We start from the raw sequence: 16,877 nt of genomic DNA, 5'->3' as shown, positions 1-16,877 counted from the left end.
ACGCGTCACTGAAACGCCCGTTTCACTCTACAGAAAGCGTTTACCCCGACCCGTCGAAGCCCCGTTCATGTCCCTCCGACGCCGCGAAACCCTCGCGCTGTCCGGTGCCTTCCTCGCCGGACTCGCGGGATGTACGGGAAGCGACGACCCGCAGACGACCGGAACCGCGACCGACACGACCAGCGACACGTCCACTCCCGAGGAGACGACCACCGAGGAGTCGCCCGGTTTCGAGGACTTCGACGCGCCGCCCTTCCCCGAAATCGACCCCACGACCGACCCCGAACTCGCCGAGGACCTGCTCGCCGACCAGATTCGGGAGAACGTCGGGTTCGCGCTCGACCTGCTCGCGGTCCTGCGCGACCAGCAAGACGACCCGAACCTCTTCTACTCCCCCTACAGCGTCTCGGTTACGCTGGCGATGACCTACGCCGGTGCGCGCGAAGAGACGGCCGCCGAGATGGCCGACGCGCTCCGGTTCGTTCTCGACCGGCAAAATCTCCATCCGGCGTTTTCGTCGCTCGCCGCCGAGTTCGAGCGACGCAACGAGGACGGCGAGGATACGGACGCCCGGACGGTGTCGGGCGACGACGAGGACCCCGGTCCGGCCTTCGAGTTCACCACCGCGAACGGCGTGTGGGGCCAAGAGGGGTTCTCCTTCCGCGAGGAGTTTCTGGACCTGCTCGATGCCTACTACGGCGCGGGCCTGCGACTCGCGGACTTCAGGGGCGACCCGGAAGCGGCCCGAGAGCGAATCAACTCGTGGGTCGCCGAGCGCACCGAGGGCAACATCGAGGACCTGCTTCCCCGAGACGCCATCGACCAAGCGACTCGTCTCGTGCTGACGAACGCGGTCTACTTCTCGGCGCGCTGGGAGATTCCGTTCTCCGAGGACGAGACGGAGGAGCGGACCTTCACCGCGCTCGACGGTTCGACCGCGCGGGTGCCGACGATGCACAACGAACTGAAGGCGAACTACGCCGAAATCGACGGCCACCAACTGGTCGAACTCCCCTACGCCAACGGCGAGACGAGCATGGTCGTCGTCCTCCCCGCGGCGGGCGAGTTCGAGACCTTCGAGGCGTCGCTGACGGTCGATAGACTCGCCACGATGCTCGACCAGACGAGTCGCGCGCAGGTCACGCTCGCGCTCCCGAAGTTCGAGGTCGAGTCGTCGTTCAGCCTCGTGAAGGCGATGACGAATCTCGGAATGGAGCGAGCGTTCGGGCCGTCGGCGGACCTGTCGGGGATGAGCGAGGAGAATCTGTTCGTCAGCGATGTGGTCCACCAGAGCTTCGTGTCGGTGGACGAGCGCGGCACCGAGGCGGCGGCCGCGACGGCGGCGGTAATCGCTGAAAGCGCGTTGTCGAAGCGAGTCGAGATGACCGTGGACCGGCCGTTCCTGTTCTACATCCGGGACCGCCCGACAGAGACGCCGCTGTTCGTCGGGCGCGTGACCGACCTCTCCGGCGAGTAGTCATCTCGAAAAATACCGACCGCACTGCCCGCCCCTGACCCGGCGCACCGGTCTCGTCCGAACAAGCAAATCCCTAGGTCCCTTCTCGAAGCGAACCCGGTGCGCCCGCCGTCTGCGGAGTTCGCTTCGTCAGTGGTCTCCGACCGCGCTCGCTACGGCCAGAGACCGCGACTCGATTTCGCCTCGCCGACCCGTTCGAGCGCGACGACGTAGGCGGCGTCGCGCCAACTCAGGTCGCGGGTCTCGACTTCGGTCCGTACGTCGTCCCACGCCGAGAGCATGTGTGATTCCAATTCCTCGTTGACGCGTTCGAGCGACCACTGACGACGATTGATGTCCTGCAGCCACTCGAAGTACGAGACGGTGACCCCGCCCGCGTTGGCGAGGATGTCCGGGATGACTTCGACCCCGCGCTCGTCGAGGATTTCGTCCGCGGCCGAAGTTGTCGGGCCGTTCGCGCCCTCGACCACGATGTCGGCCTGCACGTCGCTGGCGTTGTCCGCGGTGAGGACGTTCCCAATGGCCGCCGGAACCAGCACGTCCACGTCGAGTTCCAGAATCTCCTCGTTCGTGAGCGTGTTCGGCGCGTCGTACTGCATCACGGCCTCGGGCTGTTCCTCGTGGGAGGGGACCGCGTGGGTGTCCAGCCCCGTCGTGTCGTAGGCCGCGCCGTTCACGTCGCTGACGGCGACGACGTTCGCGCCCCAGTCGTCGAGTAGGCGCGCGGCGTTCGCGCCGACCGAGCCGAATCCTTGAACCGCCACGGTGGCCTCGTCTACGTCCGTGTCGTAGTATTGGAGCGCCTCGCGTGCGATGATGGCGACCGAGCGACCCGGCGCTTCCTCGCGGCCTTCGCTCCCCCCGATGACGGGCGGCTTGCCCGTGACGACGCCGGGCGTCGTCTCGCCCTCCTGCATCGAGTAAGCGTCCATGAACCACGCCATCGTCTGGGCGTCGGTGCCCATGTCCGGCGCGGGGATGTCGCGCTTCGGGCCGATAGTCTCCCGAATTTCCTCGGCGAAGCGTCGGGTCAGACGCTCCTTCTCTTCGGTGCTGAGTTCCTTCGGGTTCACGACGATGCCGCCCTTCCCGCCGCCAAAGGGCAGGTCCATCACGGCGCACTTCCACGTCATCCACATCGAGAGACCGACACACTCCTCGGCGGTCACGTCGGGGTGGAAGCGCAGGCCGCCCTTGTACGGGCCGCGCACGTCGTCGTGCTGGGCGCGATACCCCGTGAACACTTCGACGCTTCCATCGTCGCGCTTCAGCGGCACGCCGACTTCGACCACCCGCGTCGGGTGTTTGAGGCGTTCGATGACGCCCTCGTCCACGTCAACGTGCGTGGCCGCCGCCGAGAGCTGTCGCAAGGCCGTTTCGAGCGCCGATTCGGTCTCCGAGTAGTCGTCTCCCTCGGGGTCGTCCAGTGTATTCGTTGCCATAGTAAATTACTCGTAGGGCATCCGTCGATTTCGCATCGAGCGTCCACAGTCGTCGCAATCGCCGGGGTGACTGCTCGCGCTCACCGTCGCACCGCAGTGCAGACACTCGTACTCGTAGTCCTCGTCTGCGTCGTACTCCGGGTCGCGGGTTTTCATTCGGTAAATATTGCTAAGACGCTACCGCGTCATGGACTGTCTTGTTGAATAGTAACCCGTGTTCCTCCGAGACGTGGGTTACTATTCAACCTCCTCGGTGTGCGGGCGGTTCTCGAACAGCGACGCAAACAGTTTCCGCTGGATTCGCCGAACGTGGTCGTAGAACGCGGTGTGAGAGATATCCAGCATCGCGGCTACGTCCCGGCCGGTCACGTCTCGGTCGGCGTCGAAGTAGCCCGCGTGGTAGGCCATCTGCGCGACCTCCAACTGTCGCTCGGTGAGGTCGTCGCGGAGTCGCCCGGCCCGCCCGCGCGTGTCCAGCGCCCGCGTTCGCTGGCGCTGTGCGACCGGTTCGGCCGAGTCGTAGCTGTTCGAGACGACTTCGTCTATCGACCGCGTCGTGACCGAGTCCGGTACGTCCACCGTCAGCGAGAGACCTTCGGGCGTCGCTCGGAAGCGTTGGAGGACCGCTCCGTGGTCGGCCAGCACCGAGGTCACGAAGTCCTCGCGCAGACGGAGTCCCACGAGTCCGCCCTCGTCGGTCTCCCGAACCGACTCCGCGTCGGCGACGCCGACCGAGGCCTCGGCCGACGCGACCACGCGGTTGAGGTCCGCGCCCTCGACGGTGACGAACACGAGTGTCGTCCCGTCGTCGCCGACCACGTCGCCCTCGACTTCCAGCGACGCGCCGGTCTCTCCGGCGAGTCGGGAGAGGACGCCGCTCGGGTCCGAAACTCGGTATTCGAGTTCGACCACCGCGTCGCTTCTCAGGGCCTCCTTGCGCTGGACCGCGTTGATCGCCGCGGCCACGGTGTCGCCGAGTTCCCGGAGGACCGACTGGACCATCTCGTCGAAGGCGTTCGGTCGGTCGGCGTAGACGGTCAGCGTCCCGAACAGCACGTCATCATACGCGAGCGGAATCGACAGCACCGACTGGAAGTCCCGCGATACCGCCTCTTTGCACCACTGGCCGGTCCGGAGGTGTTCGGCGACGTTGGCGACGAGCGTCGCCTCCCGACGCTCGGCGGTTCGGACGCTCGGTTCGGCGGCCGCCGAATCGCCGTCGAATTCGAAGGGCACGCCGTCGAGGTACCCCTGCTCGTCTCCCGCCCACGCTCGTGGCCGGAGCGTCCGACTCAGCGACGTGGTCTCGCCGATCCACGCGAACCGGAACCGGTCGTCGGCGGTCAGTCGCTCGCAGACCGCCGCCTCTATCTTCTCGCGGGACTCCGCGCGGACGAGCGCCTGGTCTATCTCGCGGATGAACTCGTTGACCCGGTTGAGTTGCGACAGTCGCTCGTTCTGTCGCTGGAGCGCCCGGTCGCGCTCGCGGAGTTCGCTCTCGCGCTCCACGCGGTCGAACGCCGCCTCGGTCGTCGCGGCCAGCAGTTCCGCCACCTCCGCGCCGACCTCGTCGAAGGTCGCCTCGGCGGCGGCCGCGAGGAAGACGCCGTGGTCGCCCAGCGGAACCGCAACGTAATCGCCGAGCGTCGAGAACGGCGACTGGGGAGCGCGGTCGGTCCGGTCGAGGTACGCGTCTCTTCCCGCGGAGTCATCGGTCCGGGTCTCGTCCTCCACGAAGGCCTCGGTGAGGGGGTTCTCGCGGTCGAGGCGGAACTCCGGGAGCGCGCCGACGAGTTCCTCGAACTCGTCGGAGACCGCCGTCGGGTAGAGGACGTTCTCCTCGCGGTCGAACCGGTAGAGCGCCGCGGCGGCCGAGGGGAGAACCGCGGCGGCGTCCGATACCACGCGGTCGGCTATCTCGGCTTTCGTCTCAGCGTAGAGCAGGCCGCGACTGGTCCGGTGGAGTTGCGTGAGCGCCCGCTCGCGCTGTTTTCGCTTCGTGATGTCACGGCAACTGTAGAGGGTCGTCCCGCCCTGAATCGACACCTGTCGGACGTTGACCAGCAGGGTGTGTTCCCGGCCGTCCTTGTCGGTCGCAGTGCATTCGATGTTGGTCAGAGTCCCCTCGGCGTCGAGTCCGTCCGGGTCGAAGAGGTCCTCGCCGAGAAGCGCGTCGATGGTCCCGAGGTCGTAAATCTCCTCGGCGCTGTGGCCGAAGATGAAGTGGACGTTCGGACAGACGTAGGTGAACTCGCCCTCGTCGTCGGTGACAAGGACGGTGTCGGTCATGTTGTTCAGCGTGACGCGGTGGAGTTCCTCTGACTCGCGCAGTTCCTCCTCCAGTCGGACGCGCTCGGCGACTTCGCGGCCCTCGACGACGAGGCGGTCCACGTCGCCGCCCTCGTTCGCCACGGGTCGGACGGTAAATTCGAACCGGGCCTCGCCGTCTGCGTCGCCAGCACCGGCGTCGCCGCCGTCGCCCGGCAGTCCCGCCTCGAACTCCGCGTACTCGCCCCGGCGAGCGCGGTGAACCGCTCGCTGGAGGTCCCGCGACGACTCGTCGGTCCACGGAAGCCCCCAGAACCGCTTGCCGAGGACGGCGCGCTCGTCGCGCCCCAGCGCGTCGAGCGCGCCCCGGTTTGCGCGGACGACGGTCCCGTCGGCGTCGAGGACCGCGGTGAACTGGCCCGGCGTGGCGAAAAACGACTCGAACTGGTCGGCTTGCTCGCGCCGTCGGCGCTGGTCGCCTCGTCGCTCGACCGCCGCCCGACATCGTTGACGGAACGCGGCCGCCTCCGTATCTGCCGGGAGGTAGTCGGCGACGCCCGCCCCGACGGCCTCGCTGGCGAGCGATTCGCTCCCGTCGCTCGGTGCCAACACGACGGGAATAGAGCATCCGCGTGACCCGAGCGCCGCCAGCAGGTCGAGACCGGTCTCCTCGCCGAGTCGGTGGGCGGCGACCACGCAATCGAGTTCGGCGCGTCGGTCGGTCGCCGCCGCGACTGCCTGCTCGACCGTCGAGACCGATTGTGCGGAAACGTCCTCGTCTTCGGCGAATATCGGTCCCACTCGCTGGTCCCACCGCTCCGGTCCCGCGAGGAGGACCCGCAGTCGGTCGTCGGCGGTCCGGCGTGACCGAGTCGTATCCATTAGCGCCGAGGTAGTGTTCGGACCGATAAGTGTCCGTTGTCTCCGATTCGGGTCGCCACCCACCTATTTGGCGCTCGCCTCCGAGGAAACAGGTATGTCGGACACACCTCACGTCGTCGCGCTCTGTGGAAGTCTGCGAGACGAGAGCGTCACGCGGGTCGCGCTGGAAGTTGCTTTGGAGACCGTCGAGAGCGAGGGCGGCGCGGCCGACCTGCTCGATCTGCGCGAGTACGACCTGCCCGCGTACGACCCCGACACCGACGACGCGGACGCGGGCGACGCCGCGGACCTCAAGCGCGCCGTCCGCGAGGCCGACGCCGTCCTGTTGGGGTCGCCGATGTACCACGGGTCGTACTCCTCGGTGCTGAAGACCGCGCTCGACTACTGCGGGTTCGAGGAGTTCGAACACAAGACGGTCGGCCTGCTCGCGGTGTCGGGCGGGGGCTTTCCCATCACGGCGCTCGAACACCTCCGGTCGGTCTGTCGGGCGCTCGACGCGTGGGTCCTGCCCCATCAGGCCGCGGTGCCTCGGTCGCACTCGGCAATTCGGGACGGCACGTTCACCGACGAGGACGTGGCCGAGCGCGTCCGAGAACTCGGCCGCGAGGTCGTCCGCTACGCCACCATCGAACCCAATCCGCCGACGATGGAGAGCGAGGAGAACGTCGGCGCGGTTGACCAGCTTACCCAAAATAAAAAATACTAAAATAAAGTTAGAAAAAAAAAACACATTTTTTAATCAAGGGGTTCGAATGTTAAGTCGATGTCAAAAGACAAAAACAGCGATAAGGATTCCAGAATAAGTCGTCGATCCCTTCTCGGAACGATAGGACTCAGTACTGCTGGGCTAGGAATTAGATCCGATTCAGTCCGTGGTGAAAAAAGCGAACTTATTGAACTAAAAAGAGCACAACAGAAAAGTATTGTAGATAAAGCACAGAATCAACCCGAGTTCGAACAATTGAGTAATCATTTTGAGGAACAATACAGTTTCACTGTAAACAAAGCGGATGTTGAAGCGTATCGGGTAATCTCCAAAGATGAGCAAGGTTTGTCCGGAAGGTTAGTGACCTTCGGTTTTGAATCAGCAGAGAAAACGTCAGACCCGAAAGAAGCGAGGATTGGTTTCTCCTTCTCAAACGGCGAACTCTTTGATTCGAAGGGTCAACTTCTCTGGGAACGAGATGGTAAACTGATAGTCAACTTTGCTACCATTGAGAACGGTCAAGTTCGTACAAAGGAAATCACACAATCTGGTGAACCTTCTGTCATCAAAGGAGAAAGTGTTTCGATTCAGGGTATTGGCGAGTGTACCGGTTGTAAAGAAATCGTAAAATACGTTTGCAAATATGGATGTGGATTAAGTACGACCGCGATTTGCCTTGGGGTAGGTTTGGTAAACGCCATTGCTGGTGCAACCTGTAGCGTCGTCGCTGAATACGTATGCAAAAATATTGACTTGACTAAAGATTGTAGACGAGCGGCCGGAGCAGTGTGTTACGACTTTGGTTACTGTAACACTCCACCACTGTGAATAAAATCTAATAAATGAAAAGTTACACAAGTGAACGTCTGAAGCTGTTTTTTATTCTTTTAATAGTCGTATCTGCCGGTCTGTTACTCGATGATCTGTTTCGCAGTAGTTTGGTTTCGTTTGTCTGTATAATGATTACGATGTGTCTCGGAATTTTTCTTGTAGATGTACTCATAATAGGTAAAAGTGTTAGCCAGAGCATCTCACATGCTGTTCGATATACTGCCGTCTACTCTGTACTGTTGTATCTAATTACATCCATTTAAGAATAATAATCGTTCAAACATCTCTGACCTCGTGTTTTCTACGAATTATATGCGCTGAGTCTGGTTAACTTATTTATGTTTAAACCGACCATCCCTGCCCCTTCCGCAGGTCCCTTCCGGGTAGCGACTCTTGGTACGACTATGCCGGAAACTAATCGCAAGTACCTACTGGCGCAACGCCCCGACGGCAAACCCGACCGAGATACCTTCGAGTTGGTCGAGGAAGACGTACCGGACCCGAACCCCGGCGAAGTGCTGGTTCGGACGCTCTACCTCTCGGTTGACCCCTACATGCGCGGACGGATGGACGCCGGAGAGTCCTACGCCGACCCGTGGGAAGTCGGCGACCCGCTACAGGCCGCCGTCGTCGGCGAAGTCGTCGAATCGAACGGCGCGGGCTTCGAGGAAGGCGACGTAGTGACGGGGAACCTCCAGTGGGCCGACTACGCGACGGCGCGCGGGAGCGACCTCCAGCGAGTGAACCCCGACCTCGGTCCGATTTCGACGGCGCTCGGCGTCCTCGGGATGCCGGGCCGCACCGCCTACTTCGGCACCCGCGAGGTCGCACAACCGAAGGCCGGTGACACGTTCGTCGTCACGGGCGCGGCGGGCGCAGTCGGGTCGGTCGCTGGCCAAATCGCCAAGCAGGCGGGCGCTCGCGTCGTCGGCTTCGCAGGCTCGGACGAGAAAGTCGAATTCCTCGAAGACGAACTCGGTTTCGACGCCGGTATCAACTACAAGACTACCGACGACTACGGCGCGGCCCTCGAAGAGGCCGCGCCGAACGGCGTGGATAGCTACTTCGACAACGTCGGCGGTCCCATCACGGACGCCGTCTTCTCGAAGCTCAACGTTGACGCCCGCGTCGCGGTCTGTGGCCAGATTTCGATGTACAACGCCCAAGAGATGCCCACGGGACCGCGAAAGCTCGGGAAGCTCATCGAGACCCGAGCGACGGTCGAGGGACTGCTCGTGCAGGACTTCATGTCGCGGTTCGAGCAGGCGACCCGGCAACTCGGCGAGTGGGTCGCCGAGGGCGAGATTCAGTACCGAGAGACGGTCACGGAGGGCTTGGAGAACGCGCCCGACGCCTTCCTTGGACTCTTCGAAGGCGAGAACATCGGCAAGCAACTCGTGAAGGTCGGCGAGCGCGAGGAGTAAGCTACTCCTCGGCGACGATTTCGACGCGCTCGCGCAACCACTCGGCGGCCGCCGCGACCGTCTCGGGGTCCGAGTCGGTCACTTTCAGTCGGTTTCGCTCGTCGGTGGCGGGGTAGCTCCCGACCGTCACGTCGAACTCCTCGCGCACGCCTGCCACCGCGTCCAGCAGGGACGCCTCGGGTTGGGGCGTGTAGAGCGTAGTCGAGACGGCGTCGCCGCCGAACTCCCCGGCGACCTGCTCGAACAGCGCGTGCATCTCCGCCGGGACGCCGGGGAACGCGTACACGTTGTCGAGGACGCAACCGGGACACAGCCCCTCGGGATTTATCAGCGACTTGCTTCCGGCCGGGAGCGACGCCCACGCGTCCACGTCGAGGTCCAAGTCGTGAGCCTCGACCGTCTCGGGGTTCTCGTCGCGGTACGCCGCCACTGTTTCTACCACGTCCTCGCGGACGGCGTCGGCGACGACGAGTTCGCGGTCGAACGCGTTGGCGATGGCGTCGGCCGTCACGTCGTCGTGGGTGCCGCCGAGACCGCCCGTCACGACGACGGCGTCGAAGGCGTCGGCCCACTTGCGCACGGTGTCTGCGACGAGTTCGCGGTCGTCGGGCACCGTGAGGATTCGCGCGACCGTCGCGCCGGAGTCGGTGAGTCGGCCCGCGAGCCACGTCGCGTTCGTGTTCTCGGTGTCACCCGCGAGTACCTCGTCGCCGACGGTGAGAATGGCGACCTGCATCGAGCGAAGCGAAGTCGTCCGCGGACAAAAGGGACGCGGTCGGGCACGGGGAGTGTCGCTATCGGTCTCGTTCCTGGACGCGATAATCGCTGTACGTTCACACGTCGCCGACCCGAATCGGCAACCCTTTTGACGCTCCTGTGAGCGCGAACCGGACATGCACAAAATCACGAACAGCGGGTGGGTCGAAGTTGTCACCGGCTGTATGTTCTCGGGGAAGACCGAGGAACTGCTCCGGCGGCTTCGCCGGGCCGAAATCGCGGGCCAAGAGGTCGCGGCGTTCAAGCCCTCGCTGGACGACCGGTACGGCGAGGGGACAGTGGGGTCGCACAACGGCCGCCAGTGGGACGCGACCGTGGTTGACCCGGAGGAGAGCGTCTGGGACATCCCCGAGGAACTGAACGGCGAGGAGGTCGTCGCCATCGACGAGGCGAACTTCTTCTCCGAGGAACTGGTCGAGGTCTGCGAATTCCTCGCGGACGACGACCGGCGCGTCGTGGTCTCTGGCACCGACCAGACGTTCCGGGGGGAACCGTTCGACCCACTGCCGCGGCTCATCGCGCTGGCCGAATACGTGGATAAGTATCAGGCCATCTGCGCCCAGTGTGGCGAACCGGCGACGCGGAACCAGCGGCTCATCGACGGCGAACCGGCCCACGTCGAGGACCCGACCATCATGGTCGGCGCCGACGAGTCCTACGAAGCGCGATGTCGGAACTGTCATACACTCCGGAGCGACTAGTTCGAGCTAATGACTCAGTGGGTCGAGAACCCGACCGGCGGGCGCGACCGCGGTCCCGCGGCGCTGGCTCGCGCGTGGCTGGAAGTCCTCGTCGCGCCCCGCAGATTCTTCGAGCGCGGCGTCGCGCCGGGCGACCAAGCACCGGGCCTCGTCTTCGCCATGACGGTCGTGCTGGTAGAGGTGGCGACCCGGTTCGCGCTGGTCCCCAGTGCGGTGCCCTCCATCGGCGGTCGCCCCGCGCTCGCGGCGCTGTTCGGTCTCGCGCTCGCCACCGTCTTCGTTGCGCCCGCGGTCCTCCACCTCACCGGCGCGCTCCAGACCGTCCTTCTCATGGGAGTCGTGCGCGACCGCGCGGGTACCAGCGAGACCGTGCAGGTCATCGCCTACGCGACGGCACCGTGCGTCTTTGCGGGGATTCCGAGTCCCACGCTCCGACTCGCCTGTACGGCCTACGGCGCGGTCCTGCTCGTCGTCGGTCTCCGGACGGTCCACGGGACTTCGACGCTCCGGGCCGCAGTCGCTGGCGCGATTCCCGCCGCGATAGTGTTCGGCTACGCCTTCCGGGGAGTTGCGGCGTTTGGCGAGGTCGTCGTCTGGACCGCTAGCGAGGTGTGTTTGCGGGTCTCGGAACTCGGCGCACAAGTCTGTCTCCCGCTCGCCTGAGAGACCGACAGCGCGGACTTCTGTCTTCGAGCGACGGTCGGGCAATAGGCTCACTGAGTTAATTCAACAATCATTATGAGGGTCGTTTTCATTTTACTCGCGTATGGTCTCCCCGTTCGAAAATCCCGTCGTCCGATACGGTATCGCGTTCGTTCAAACTTTACTCCTCGTCGTCATCGCGTTCGCCTTCCTCGACGGGACGATGCGGTGGCTCGTGCTGGGTATCGCCATCCTCGACCTCCTCATCGTTCCGCGAATCCTGAAGATGAGCGCCGAACAGAGCGCGGACTGACGACTCGCCGCTCTCGGACTCGGCTACTTATAAGACGCTCCGACTCGAAAGGCGCTCATGCTCAACCTCATTCTCGACGACTTCATGGTCGAGCTAAAAGACGGAGCTATCAAGAATGTCGGTCCCTCGAACAAGTCCGGCACCGCGAAACTGTTCGACGTGGAGTCGGCCGAGGCCCGCGAGTTCGGCGACAAGCGCGTGAAGGTCGTCTGCGAGGACGCCGAGGGCAACGAGGTCCAAATCGCGCTGTTCCCCGAGCAGGTCCGCGACATCGCCGACGACATCGAGGCGATGGAAGACGACAGTCCGGTTTTCGAGTAAGGCCAGCTCGGGTCGATTTACCGCGGTTCAGGTCGGTGAGTGTAGCTAGCTACTGCCGACGCCAGTCATACTGCAACCGCCCCGCACAGCACTGCCACTGCACAGCGCCGCAACCGCCCCGCACAGCACCGCAACTGCACAGCGCCGCAACCGCGCCTCGAACCTCCCCGCCATGTACCCTCGGCCGCGCAGAACCGCGAGCGCGGCCGAGTGCGCGGCGCATCCTCGTGGTCGGTGTAGTCTCGCGGGACCACAGATTGGTTCGGTTGCGACGACTCAGAGTTCAAATTCCGCGATGAACTTTAAAGAGTCTCGCCGTTGCGGTTCTACCGGATGGGACACGACGAGGCCGACGATTCGCACGACCACGAGGACCCGCAGAAGGGCGACCACTACCGCCACCGCGACGGCACCGACGAAATCGTCTTCGCGGTCGAGGACGGCCACGTACTGGCGATTCGGGAGTACGGGCGCGTCGAGGAGTTCGCGCAGGCGGTCGCCGACGCCGAGTTCGTGGGCACCCACGAGGGCGTCGCCGACCTGCCGGGTGCCGAAGCGTTCGAGGACGAGTGAAGCGAGTCGGTCGCTTGGTGCGCCGGGGCAGTTTCGACAACAGTTTTAGGCCGGGGCTATATTTCCCGCGTATAAGATGGGTTCGTGTATCATCTGCGGGACTCCTGCTGACGGCGCAATTTGCGACAGCCACGAGCAGGACGTCCTCTTCGAATTTGCCGGCGACAACCCCAACCAGTTGACGTCGGGACGGTATTACAGCGGAACTGTCGATGGCTTCGCCGAGTTCGGCGTCTTCGTCAACATCGGCGACCGAGTCACCGGTCTGCTCCACAAGAGCGAACTCGACCAGCGACTCGACTCGCTCGACTGGGACGAAGGCGAGACCGTCTTCGTTCAGGTCACGGGCGTTCGAGACAACGGCAACGTCGATCTCGGCTGGTCGATTCGCCAGTCCGAGCGCGAGTTCCGGGGCAAGCTACTCGACGACCCCGAGCGCGGTGCCATCCTCCCTGAGGACACCGACGCGACCGACGAAGACGACGAGAGCGACGACCAACAGGCGACGACCGACGGCGCTGGCGCTGTCTCCCCGGCCGAGCGAGAGACCGACAAGACGGACGAGTCCGAGGAGTCCGACGAAAGCGACGACTCCCAGTCTGAAACCGAGTCCGACACTGAGGAGTCCGACGCCGACGAGTCGTCCGCCGACAGCACCGACACCGAGGAATCGCAACCGGAGCGCACTCGCGTCACTATCGACAGCCTGAGCGACCGCGTGGACGAGGAGGTCCGAATCGAGGGCGAAATCGTCGGCGCGCGCCAGACCAGCGGCCCGACAGTCTTCGAGATCCGCGACGAGAGCGCCACGGTGGACTGCGCCGCGTTCGTGGAAGCGGGCGTCCGCGCCTACCCTGAGGCCGAGACGGGCGACCTCGTCGCCCTCGACGGCGTGGTCGAACTCCGAAACAACGAGCTACAGGTCGAGACCGACGAACTGGAGAAGTTGGAGGGCGACGACCGCAAGGCCGTCGAGACCCGACTCGAAGCCGCGCTGACGAGCGAGGCCCGCCCCGACGACGTGGACCTGCTGGCCGACCACGAGTCGGTCGCCGCGGTCCACAGTCGCATCCGAGACGCCGCCGAAGAGATTCGGCGCGCGGTCATGGAGTCCCGGCCGGTCATCGTCCGGCACAACGCCACCGCCGACGGCTACGTCGCTGGCGCGGCCATCGAGCGCGCGGTCCTGCCGCTCGTCCGCGACGAACACGCCAACAGCGACGCCGAGTACCACTTCTTCGACCGGCGGCCGCTCGAAGGCGGCGACTACGACATGGCCGACGCGACGAAGGACGCAACCCAGATGCTCGACAACCGCGAGCGCCACGACGAGAAACTGCCGCTGTTCGTCCTCGTCGCCGCGGGAAGCACCGACGAGTCCCGCGACGGACTCGAACTGCTGGACATCTACGACGCGCCGCGAGTCACCATCGACGCGGGCTACCCCGACGATGGCGTGGCCGACCTCGCCGACGTGGCGGTCAACCCGCACCTCGACGGCACTGACGCGGCCGACCTGACGGTCGGCGCTCTCGGCGCGAACGTCGCGGCCCACGTCAACGACGACGTGCGCGACGACGTATCCCACCTCCCGGCGGTCAGTTACTGGGAGGACGCCCCCGAGGACTACACCGCGCTCGCTGACGAGGCGGGCTACGACGCCGACCACACCACGGCGCTCCGCGAGGCCGTCGCGCTCGAAGCCTACTACCAGTCCTACGAGGACAAGCGCGAACTGATTACGGACCTCCTGTTCGAGCACGAGAAGCGCGACCTCGCCGAACACGTCGGCGAGCAGTTCCGCGAGAAGCTCGAAACGGAACTCGACACCGTGGGACCGAACCTCTCGGTTCGGGGCGAGAACGGTGTCTCCTTTACGGTGCTGGACACCGAGGCGTTCACCCACCGCTTCGACTTCCCGCCGACGGCCGTCCTGCTGGACGAGATTCACCGCCGAGGACTCGGCGCTGACGGCGCGCCCGGCGACGAACACGTCACGCTCGGCTTCGGCGAGGACGAGATTCACCTCCGGAGCGACGGCCGGGTCAACGCCCGCGAAGTCGCCGCGGCCGCCGCCGAACAGGCTGACAAGGCCGGTATCTCGGCGACGGGCACCCGCGACGGAGCCATCGAGTTCCTCGCGGGCGAGCGCGACGCCGCGCTCGACGCCGTGGTCGAAGCGGTCAGCGACCAGTTGTAGACCGCCTGCGCTCGCAGTCTCGCGGTCACAGGTATCGCCGTCGAAATCATCGCCGTTTTCAGATTTCTCACGTCGAACCGAGCGACGCGGCCGTTTGGACCAAAAGAGCGGTCGCCCCGGTGGTCGGACTGCCACCGCGACTTTCCCTCGCGGCGTCGTACTGGCGTCGCCATGAGTGCGCTCGATACGGCGATGGGTCTCTACCTGACGCTGGTCGAGCGCCGGTTCTGGCCGACGCTCGCCGTTCCGGTCGTGATGGTGCCGAACCGGGTGTACCTCGGTGCCCACGACTGGGCGCAGTCGGTCGTCGCGGTTCTCGTCGTGGCGGCCGTCGTCGTCGGCGTCTTCCGGTATCAGACCGGCGGGGAGTCGCGCGCGGAACCGGGGTCGGCGGTGTCGTGACGAGGCGGCGTCGCAGTTGTACCGGGCGAGCAGTTTTGACGGACGAGGTTGTCGCTGGTCGTGGACGGCGGTCTGACGAGTACGGGATGAGGAGTGTGCCAGTGACCGGACCGTCGTGACCGAGTCGTACTCGTAGACGACACCCTTATCCCGCCGAACCGACCAAAAACAGGTAATGAGTACCGAGACGCCGGACGCCACAGAGACCGAGGCGTTCGAGCGGGTGTGCGAAGAACTCGTCGAGCGCATCCTCGACGGCGAAGTCGAACGCGACGAGTTAGAGGGAGAGAAGCTGTCGGTCTGCTCGGAGTTCTCCTCGCCGAAAGTGCCGAAAAACTCCGAACTGCTCGACCACGCGCCCGAGGAACACCGTGAGGACTTACAGGAAGTCCTCCAGAGCAAGCCGGTTCGGACCGCCTCGGGCGTCTCGCCGGTCGCCATCATGACCAGTCCCCACCAGTGTCCGCACGGGAAGTGTCTCTACTGTCCCGGCGGGCCGGGGTCGGAGTTCTCCTCCTCGCAGAGTTACACCGGCCACGAACCCGCCGCGGCCCGCGGCGTCCAGAACGACTACGACCCCTACGGACAGGTGACGCTCCGGCTCGAACAACTGCGCGAAATCGGCCACCCCGTCGATAAGGTCGAACTCATCCTGATGGGCGGGACGATGACCGCCCGGAGCCACGACTATCAGGAGTGGTTCGTCAAGCGCGCGCTGGAGGCGATGAACGACTACGACACCGGGAAGGAGCCTCAGCCCGCTGAGGGCGTCAGCTTCGCCCAAGACCCCGAAAACGTCGATTTCCGCTATCTGGAGGACGTTATCGCCGAAAACGAGCAAAACGACGTGCGCGCCATCGGCATCACCTTCGAGACCAAGCCCGACTGGTGCGACCCCGAGCAGATAAACCGAATGCTCGATTTGGGCGGGACGAAGGTTGAGGTCGGCGTCCAGACCACCTACGAGCGCATCAACCGCGAGATGCACCGGGGCCACGGCGTGCAGGCCTCCATCGACGCCAACCAGCGCCTGCGCGATTCGGCGTTCAAGGTCGGCTTCCACATGATGCCCGGCCAACCCGGCATGTCCAAGGAGATGTGTCTGGAGGACTTCCGCAGACTCTTCGAGGACGAGAAGTGGAAGCCCGACTACCTGAAAATCTACCCGACGCTCGTCGTCCGGGGCACCGCGACGTACGACTCGTGGCACCGCGACGAGTACGAACCGCTCCAGAACGAGGAGGCCGCCGAGTTAGTCGCCGAAATCAAGTCGATGATTCCCAAATACACCCGCCTCCAGCGCGTCCAGCGCGACATCCCCGCGGACTTCATTGATGCGGGCGTCTGGAAGTCGAACCTCCGGCAGTTGGCCCGCAAGAAGATGGACGACCACGGGTGGGAATGTGACTGCATCCGGTGCCGCGAGGTCGGGATGAACGACGAGGACCCCGAGAACGTCGAACTCGACGTGATGACCTACGAGGCCGCCGGGGGCACCGAACATTTCATCAGCTACGAAGACCCCGACAAGGACCTCCTGATAGGGTTCTGTCGCCTGCGCGAACCCGGAAATCCGGTTCGTCGGGAACTCCAGAACGCCGCGCTGGTCCGCGAACTCCACGTCTACGGCCCGATGGTCGAAGTCGGCGACCAGAGCCACGACTGGCAGCACAAGGGCTACGGCAAGAAACTCCTCCGCAAGGCCGAGCAGTTGGCCGGAGACGCGGGCTACGAGAAGGTCAGCGTCATCTCGGGCATCGGCGCGCGCGAGTATTACCGCGAGAAGTTGGGCTACTATCAGGACGGGCCGTACGTCTCGAAGCGCCTGTGAACGCGGCGAACAGCGATTTCTGGTCGCTTGAACTCCGAGTATCGGCGACTTTATACCTCGCCTGCGTCGTAGTCGCTCGTAGAGACG

Annotated in this window: 16 protein-coding genes; 12 read left to right on the top strand and 4 right to left on the bottom strand. The window is 64.5% G+C overall.

Annotation, left to right across the window (positions count from 1 at the left end; all coding sequences use genetic code 11):
• The first annotated feature begins 67 nt into the window (after positions 1 to 67).
• Positions 68 to 1,477, top strand: coding sequence for a serpin family protein (locus tag EP007_RS02155; RefSeq protein ID WP_128476085.1), 1,410 nt, complete (start codon positions 68 to 70; stop codon positions 1,475 to 1,477).
• A 152-nt stretch (positions 1,478 to 1,629) separates the two neighbouring features.
• Here EP007_RS02155 and gdhB read toward each other — a convergent pair whose 3' ends face one another.
• The 3 genes from gdhB to EP007_RS02140 form a co-directional block, all read right to left on the bottom strand.
• The gene (gene gdhB / locus EP007_RS02150) at positions 1,630 to 2,919 is read right to left on the bottom strand and encodes a glutamate dehydrogenase GdhB (protein ID WP_128476084.1); all 1,290 of its coding nucleotides are present in this window, start codon (positions 2,917 to 2,919) and stop codon (positions 1,630 to 1,632) included.
• A 6-nt stretch (positions 2,920 to 2,925) separates the two neighbouring features.
• Positions 2,926 to 3,075, bottom strand: coding sequence for a rubrerythrin-like domain-containing protein (locus EP007_RS02145; protein ID WP_128476083.1), 150 nt, complete (start codon positions 3,073 to 3,075; stop codon positions 2,926 to 2,928).
• Positions 3,076 to 3,156: 81 nt separating this feature from the next.
• On the bottom strand, positions 3,157 to 6,069 hold the full coding sequence (locus EP007_RS02140; RefSeq protein ID WP_128476082.1) for a bacterio-opsin activator domain-containing protein: 2,913 nt from the start codon (positions 6,067 to 6,069) through the stop codon (positions 3,157 to 3,159).
• Positions 6,070 to 6,163: 94 nt separating this feature from the next.
• Here EP007_RS02140 and EP007_RS02135 point away from each other — a divergent pair, with 94 nt between their 5' ends.
• The 3 genes from EP007_RS02135 to EP007_RS02125 all read left to right on the top strand — a co-directional run bounded on the left by EP007_RS02135 (position 6,164) and on the right by EP007_RS02125 (position 9,030).
• Entirely contained in the window at positions 6,164 to 6,775 is a 612-nt protein-coding gene (locus EP007_RS02135) for an NADPH-dependent FMN reductase (RefSeq protein WP_128476081.1), read from the top strand.
• Between the two features lie 57 nt (positions 6,776 to 6,832).
• Positions 6,833 to 7,603 carry a halocin C8-like domain-containing protein gene (locus tag EP007_RS02130; protein WP_128476080.1) on the top strand — a complete coding sequence of 257 codons (771 nt, stop codon included), beginning with the start codon at positions 6,833 to 6,835 and terminating at the stop codon, positions 7,601 to 7,603.
• 407 nt (positions 7,604 to 8,010) lie between these two features.
• The gene (locus EP007_RS02125) at positions 8,011 to 9,030 is read left to right on the top strand and encodes an NADP-dependent oxidoreductase (protein ID WP_128476079.1); all 1,020 of its coding nucleotides are present in this window, start codon (positions 8,011 to 8,013) and stop codon (positions 9,028 to 9,030) included.
• Position 9,031: 1 nt separating this feature from the next.
• Here EP007_RS02125 and EP007_RS02120 read toward each other — a convergent pair whose 3' ends face one another.
• Positions 9,032 to 9,766 (bottom strand): competence/damage-inducible protein A, encoded by a 735-nt coding sequence (locus EP007_RS02120; protein WP_128476078.1) that lies wholly within the window; start codon positions 9,764 to 9,766, stop codon positions 9,032 to 9,034.
• 157 nt (positions 9,767 to 9,923) lie between these two features.
• On the opposite strand from EP007_RS02120, the gene EP007_RS02115 reads away from it, so the two are divergent.
• The 8 genes from EP007_RS02115 to EP007_RS02080 all read left to right on the top strand — a co-directional run bounded on the left by EP007_RS02115 (position 9,924) and on the right by EP007_RS02080 (position 16,790).
• Entirely contained in the window at positions 9,924 to 10,508 is a 585-nt protein-coding gene (locus EP007_RS02115) for a thymidine kinase (protein ID WP_128476077.1), read from the top strand.
• A 9-nt stretch (positions 10,509 to 10,517) separates the two neighbouring features.
• Positions 10,518 to 11,171 (top strand): YIP1 family protein, encoded by a 654-nt coding sequence (locus tag EP007_RS02110; RefSeq protein WP_128476076.1) that lies wholly within the window; start codon positions 10,518 to 10,520, stop codon positions 11,169 to 11,171.
• A 103-nt stretch (positions 11,172 to 11,274) separates the two neighbouring features.
• Positions 11,275 to 11,463: a hypothetical protein gene (locus tag EP007_RS02105; protein WP_128476075.1), complete on the top strand. Its 189-nt coding sequence runs from the start codon at positions 11,275 to 11,277 to the stop codon at positions 11,461 to 11,463.
• Positions 11,464 to 11,520: 57 nt separating this feature from the next.
• A complete protein-coding gene (locus tag EP007_RS02100) occupies positions 11,521 to 11,784 on the top strand; it encodes a hypothetical protein (RefSeq protein WP_128476074.1) in 264 nt (87 codons plus the stop codon).
• A 333-nt stretch (positions 11,785 to 12,117) separates the two neighbouring features.
• Positions 12,118 to 12,357, top strand: a complete 240-nt coding sequence (locus EP007_RS02095) for a hypothetical protein (protein ID WP_128476073.1) — start codon at positions 12,118 to 12,120, stop codon at positions 12,355 to 12,357.
• 76 nt (positions 12,358 to 12,433) lie between these two features.
• Complete coding sequence (locus tag EP007_RS02090; RefSeq protein ID WP_128476072.1) at positions 12,434 to 14,557, top strand: DHH family phosphoesterase; 2,124 nt, start codon at positions 12,434 to 12,436, stop codon at positions 14,555 to 14,557.
• Between the two features lie 171 nt (positions 14,558 to 14,728).
• Complete coding sequence (locus tag EP007_RS02085; protein WP_208023519.1) at positions 14,729 to 14,959, top strand: hypothetical protein; 231 nt, start codon at positions 14,729 to 14,731, stop codon at positions 14,957 to 14,959.
• Between the two features lie 175 nt (positions 14,960 to 15,134).
• Positions 15,135 to 16,790 (top strand): tRNA uridine(34) 5-carboxymethylaminomethyl modification radical SAM/GNAT enzyme Elp3, encoded by a 1,656-nt coding sequence (locus EP007_RS02080; protein WP_128476071.1) that lies wholly within the window; start codon positions 15,135 to 15,137, stop codon positions 16,788 to 16,790.
• Positions 16,791 to 16,877 lie beyond the last annotated feature (87 nt).

This window comes from Halorussus pelagicus, from assembly GCF_004087835.1.
Classification (GTDB): Archaea; Halobacteriota; Halobacteria; order Halobacteriales; family Haladaptataceae; genus Halorussus; species Halorussus pelagicus.
This window is presented reverse-complemented; position numbering and strand designations above follow the sequence as displayed.

Excerpts from the sequence above, each read along its gene's own strand:
- EP007_RS02095 (WP_128476073.1), top strand. The coding sequence starts at position 12,118 with ATGGGACACGACGAGGCCGACGATTCGCACGACCACGAGGACCCGCAG.
- EP007_RS02115 (WP_128476077.1), top strand. The coding sequence starts at position 9,924 with ATGCACAAAATCACGAACAGCGGGTGGGTCGAAGTTGTCACCGGCTGT.
- EP007_RS02140 (WP_128476082.1), bottom strand. The coding sequence starts at position 6,069 with ATGGATACGACTCGGTCACGCCGGACCGCCGACGACCGACTGCGGGTC.
- EP007_RS02100 (WP_128476074.1), top strand. The coding sequence starts at position 11,521 with ATGCTCAACCTCATTCTCGACGACTTCATGGTCGAGCTAAAAGACGGA.
- EP007_RS02145 (WP_128476083.1), bottom strand. The coding sequence starts at position 3,075 with ATGAAAACCCGCGACCCGGAGTACGACGCAGACGAGGACTACGAGTAC.
- EP007_RS02155 (WP_128476085.1), top strand. The coding sequence starts at position 68 with ATGTCCCTCCGACGCCGCGAAACCCTCGCGCTGTCCGGTGCCTTCCTC.
- EP007_RS02120 (WP_128476078.1), bottom strand. The coding sequence starts at position 9,766 with ATGCAGGTCGCCATTCTCACCGTCGGCGACGAGGTACTCGCGGGTGAC.
- EP007_RS02135 (WP_128476081.1), top strand. The coding sequence starts at position 6,164 with ATGTCGGACACACCTCACGTCGTCGCGCTCTGTGGAAGTCTGCGAGAC.
- EP007_RS02130 (WP_128476080.1), top strand. The coding sequence starts at position 6,833 with ATGTCAAAAGACAAAAACAGCGATAAGGATTCCAGAATAAGTCGTCGA.
- gdhB (WP_128476084.1), bottom strand. The coding sequence starts at position 2,919 with ATGGCAACGAATACACTGGACGACCCCGAGGGAGACGACTACTCGGAG.
- EP007_RS02110 (WP_128476076.1), top strand. The coding sequence starts at position 10,518 with ATGACTCAGTGGGTCGAGAACCCGACCGGCGGGCGCGACCGCGGTCCC.
- EP007_RS02080 (WP_128476071.1), top strand. The coding sequence starts at position 15,135 with ATGAGTACCGAGACGCCGGACGCCACAGAGACCGAGGCGTTCGAGCGG.
- EP007_RS02105 (WP_128476075.1), top strand. The coding sequence starts at position 11,275 with ATGGTCTCCCCGTTCGAAAATCCCGTCGTCCGATACGGTATCGCGTTC.
- EP007_RS02085 (WP_208023519.1), top strand. The coding sequence starts at position 14,729 with ATGAGTGCGCTCGATACGGCGATGGGTCTCTACCTGACGCTGGTCGAG.
- EP007_RS02125 (WP_128476079.1), top strand. The coding sequence starts at position 8,011 with ATGCCGGAAACTAATCGCAAGTACCTACTGGCGCAACGCCCCGACGGC.
- EP007_RS02090 (WP_128476072.1), top strand. The coding sequence starts at position 12,434 with ATGGGTTCGTGTATCATCTGCGGGACTCCTGCTGACGGCGCAATTTGC.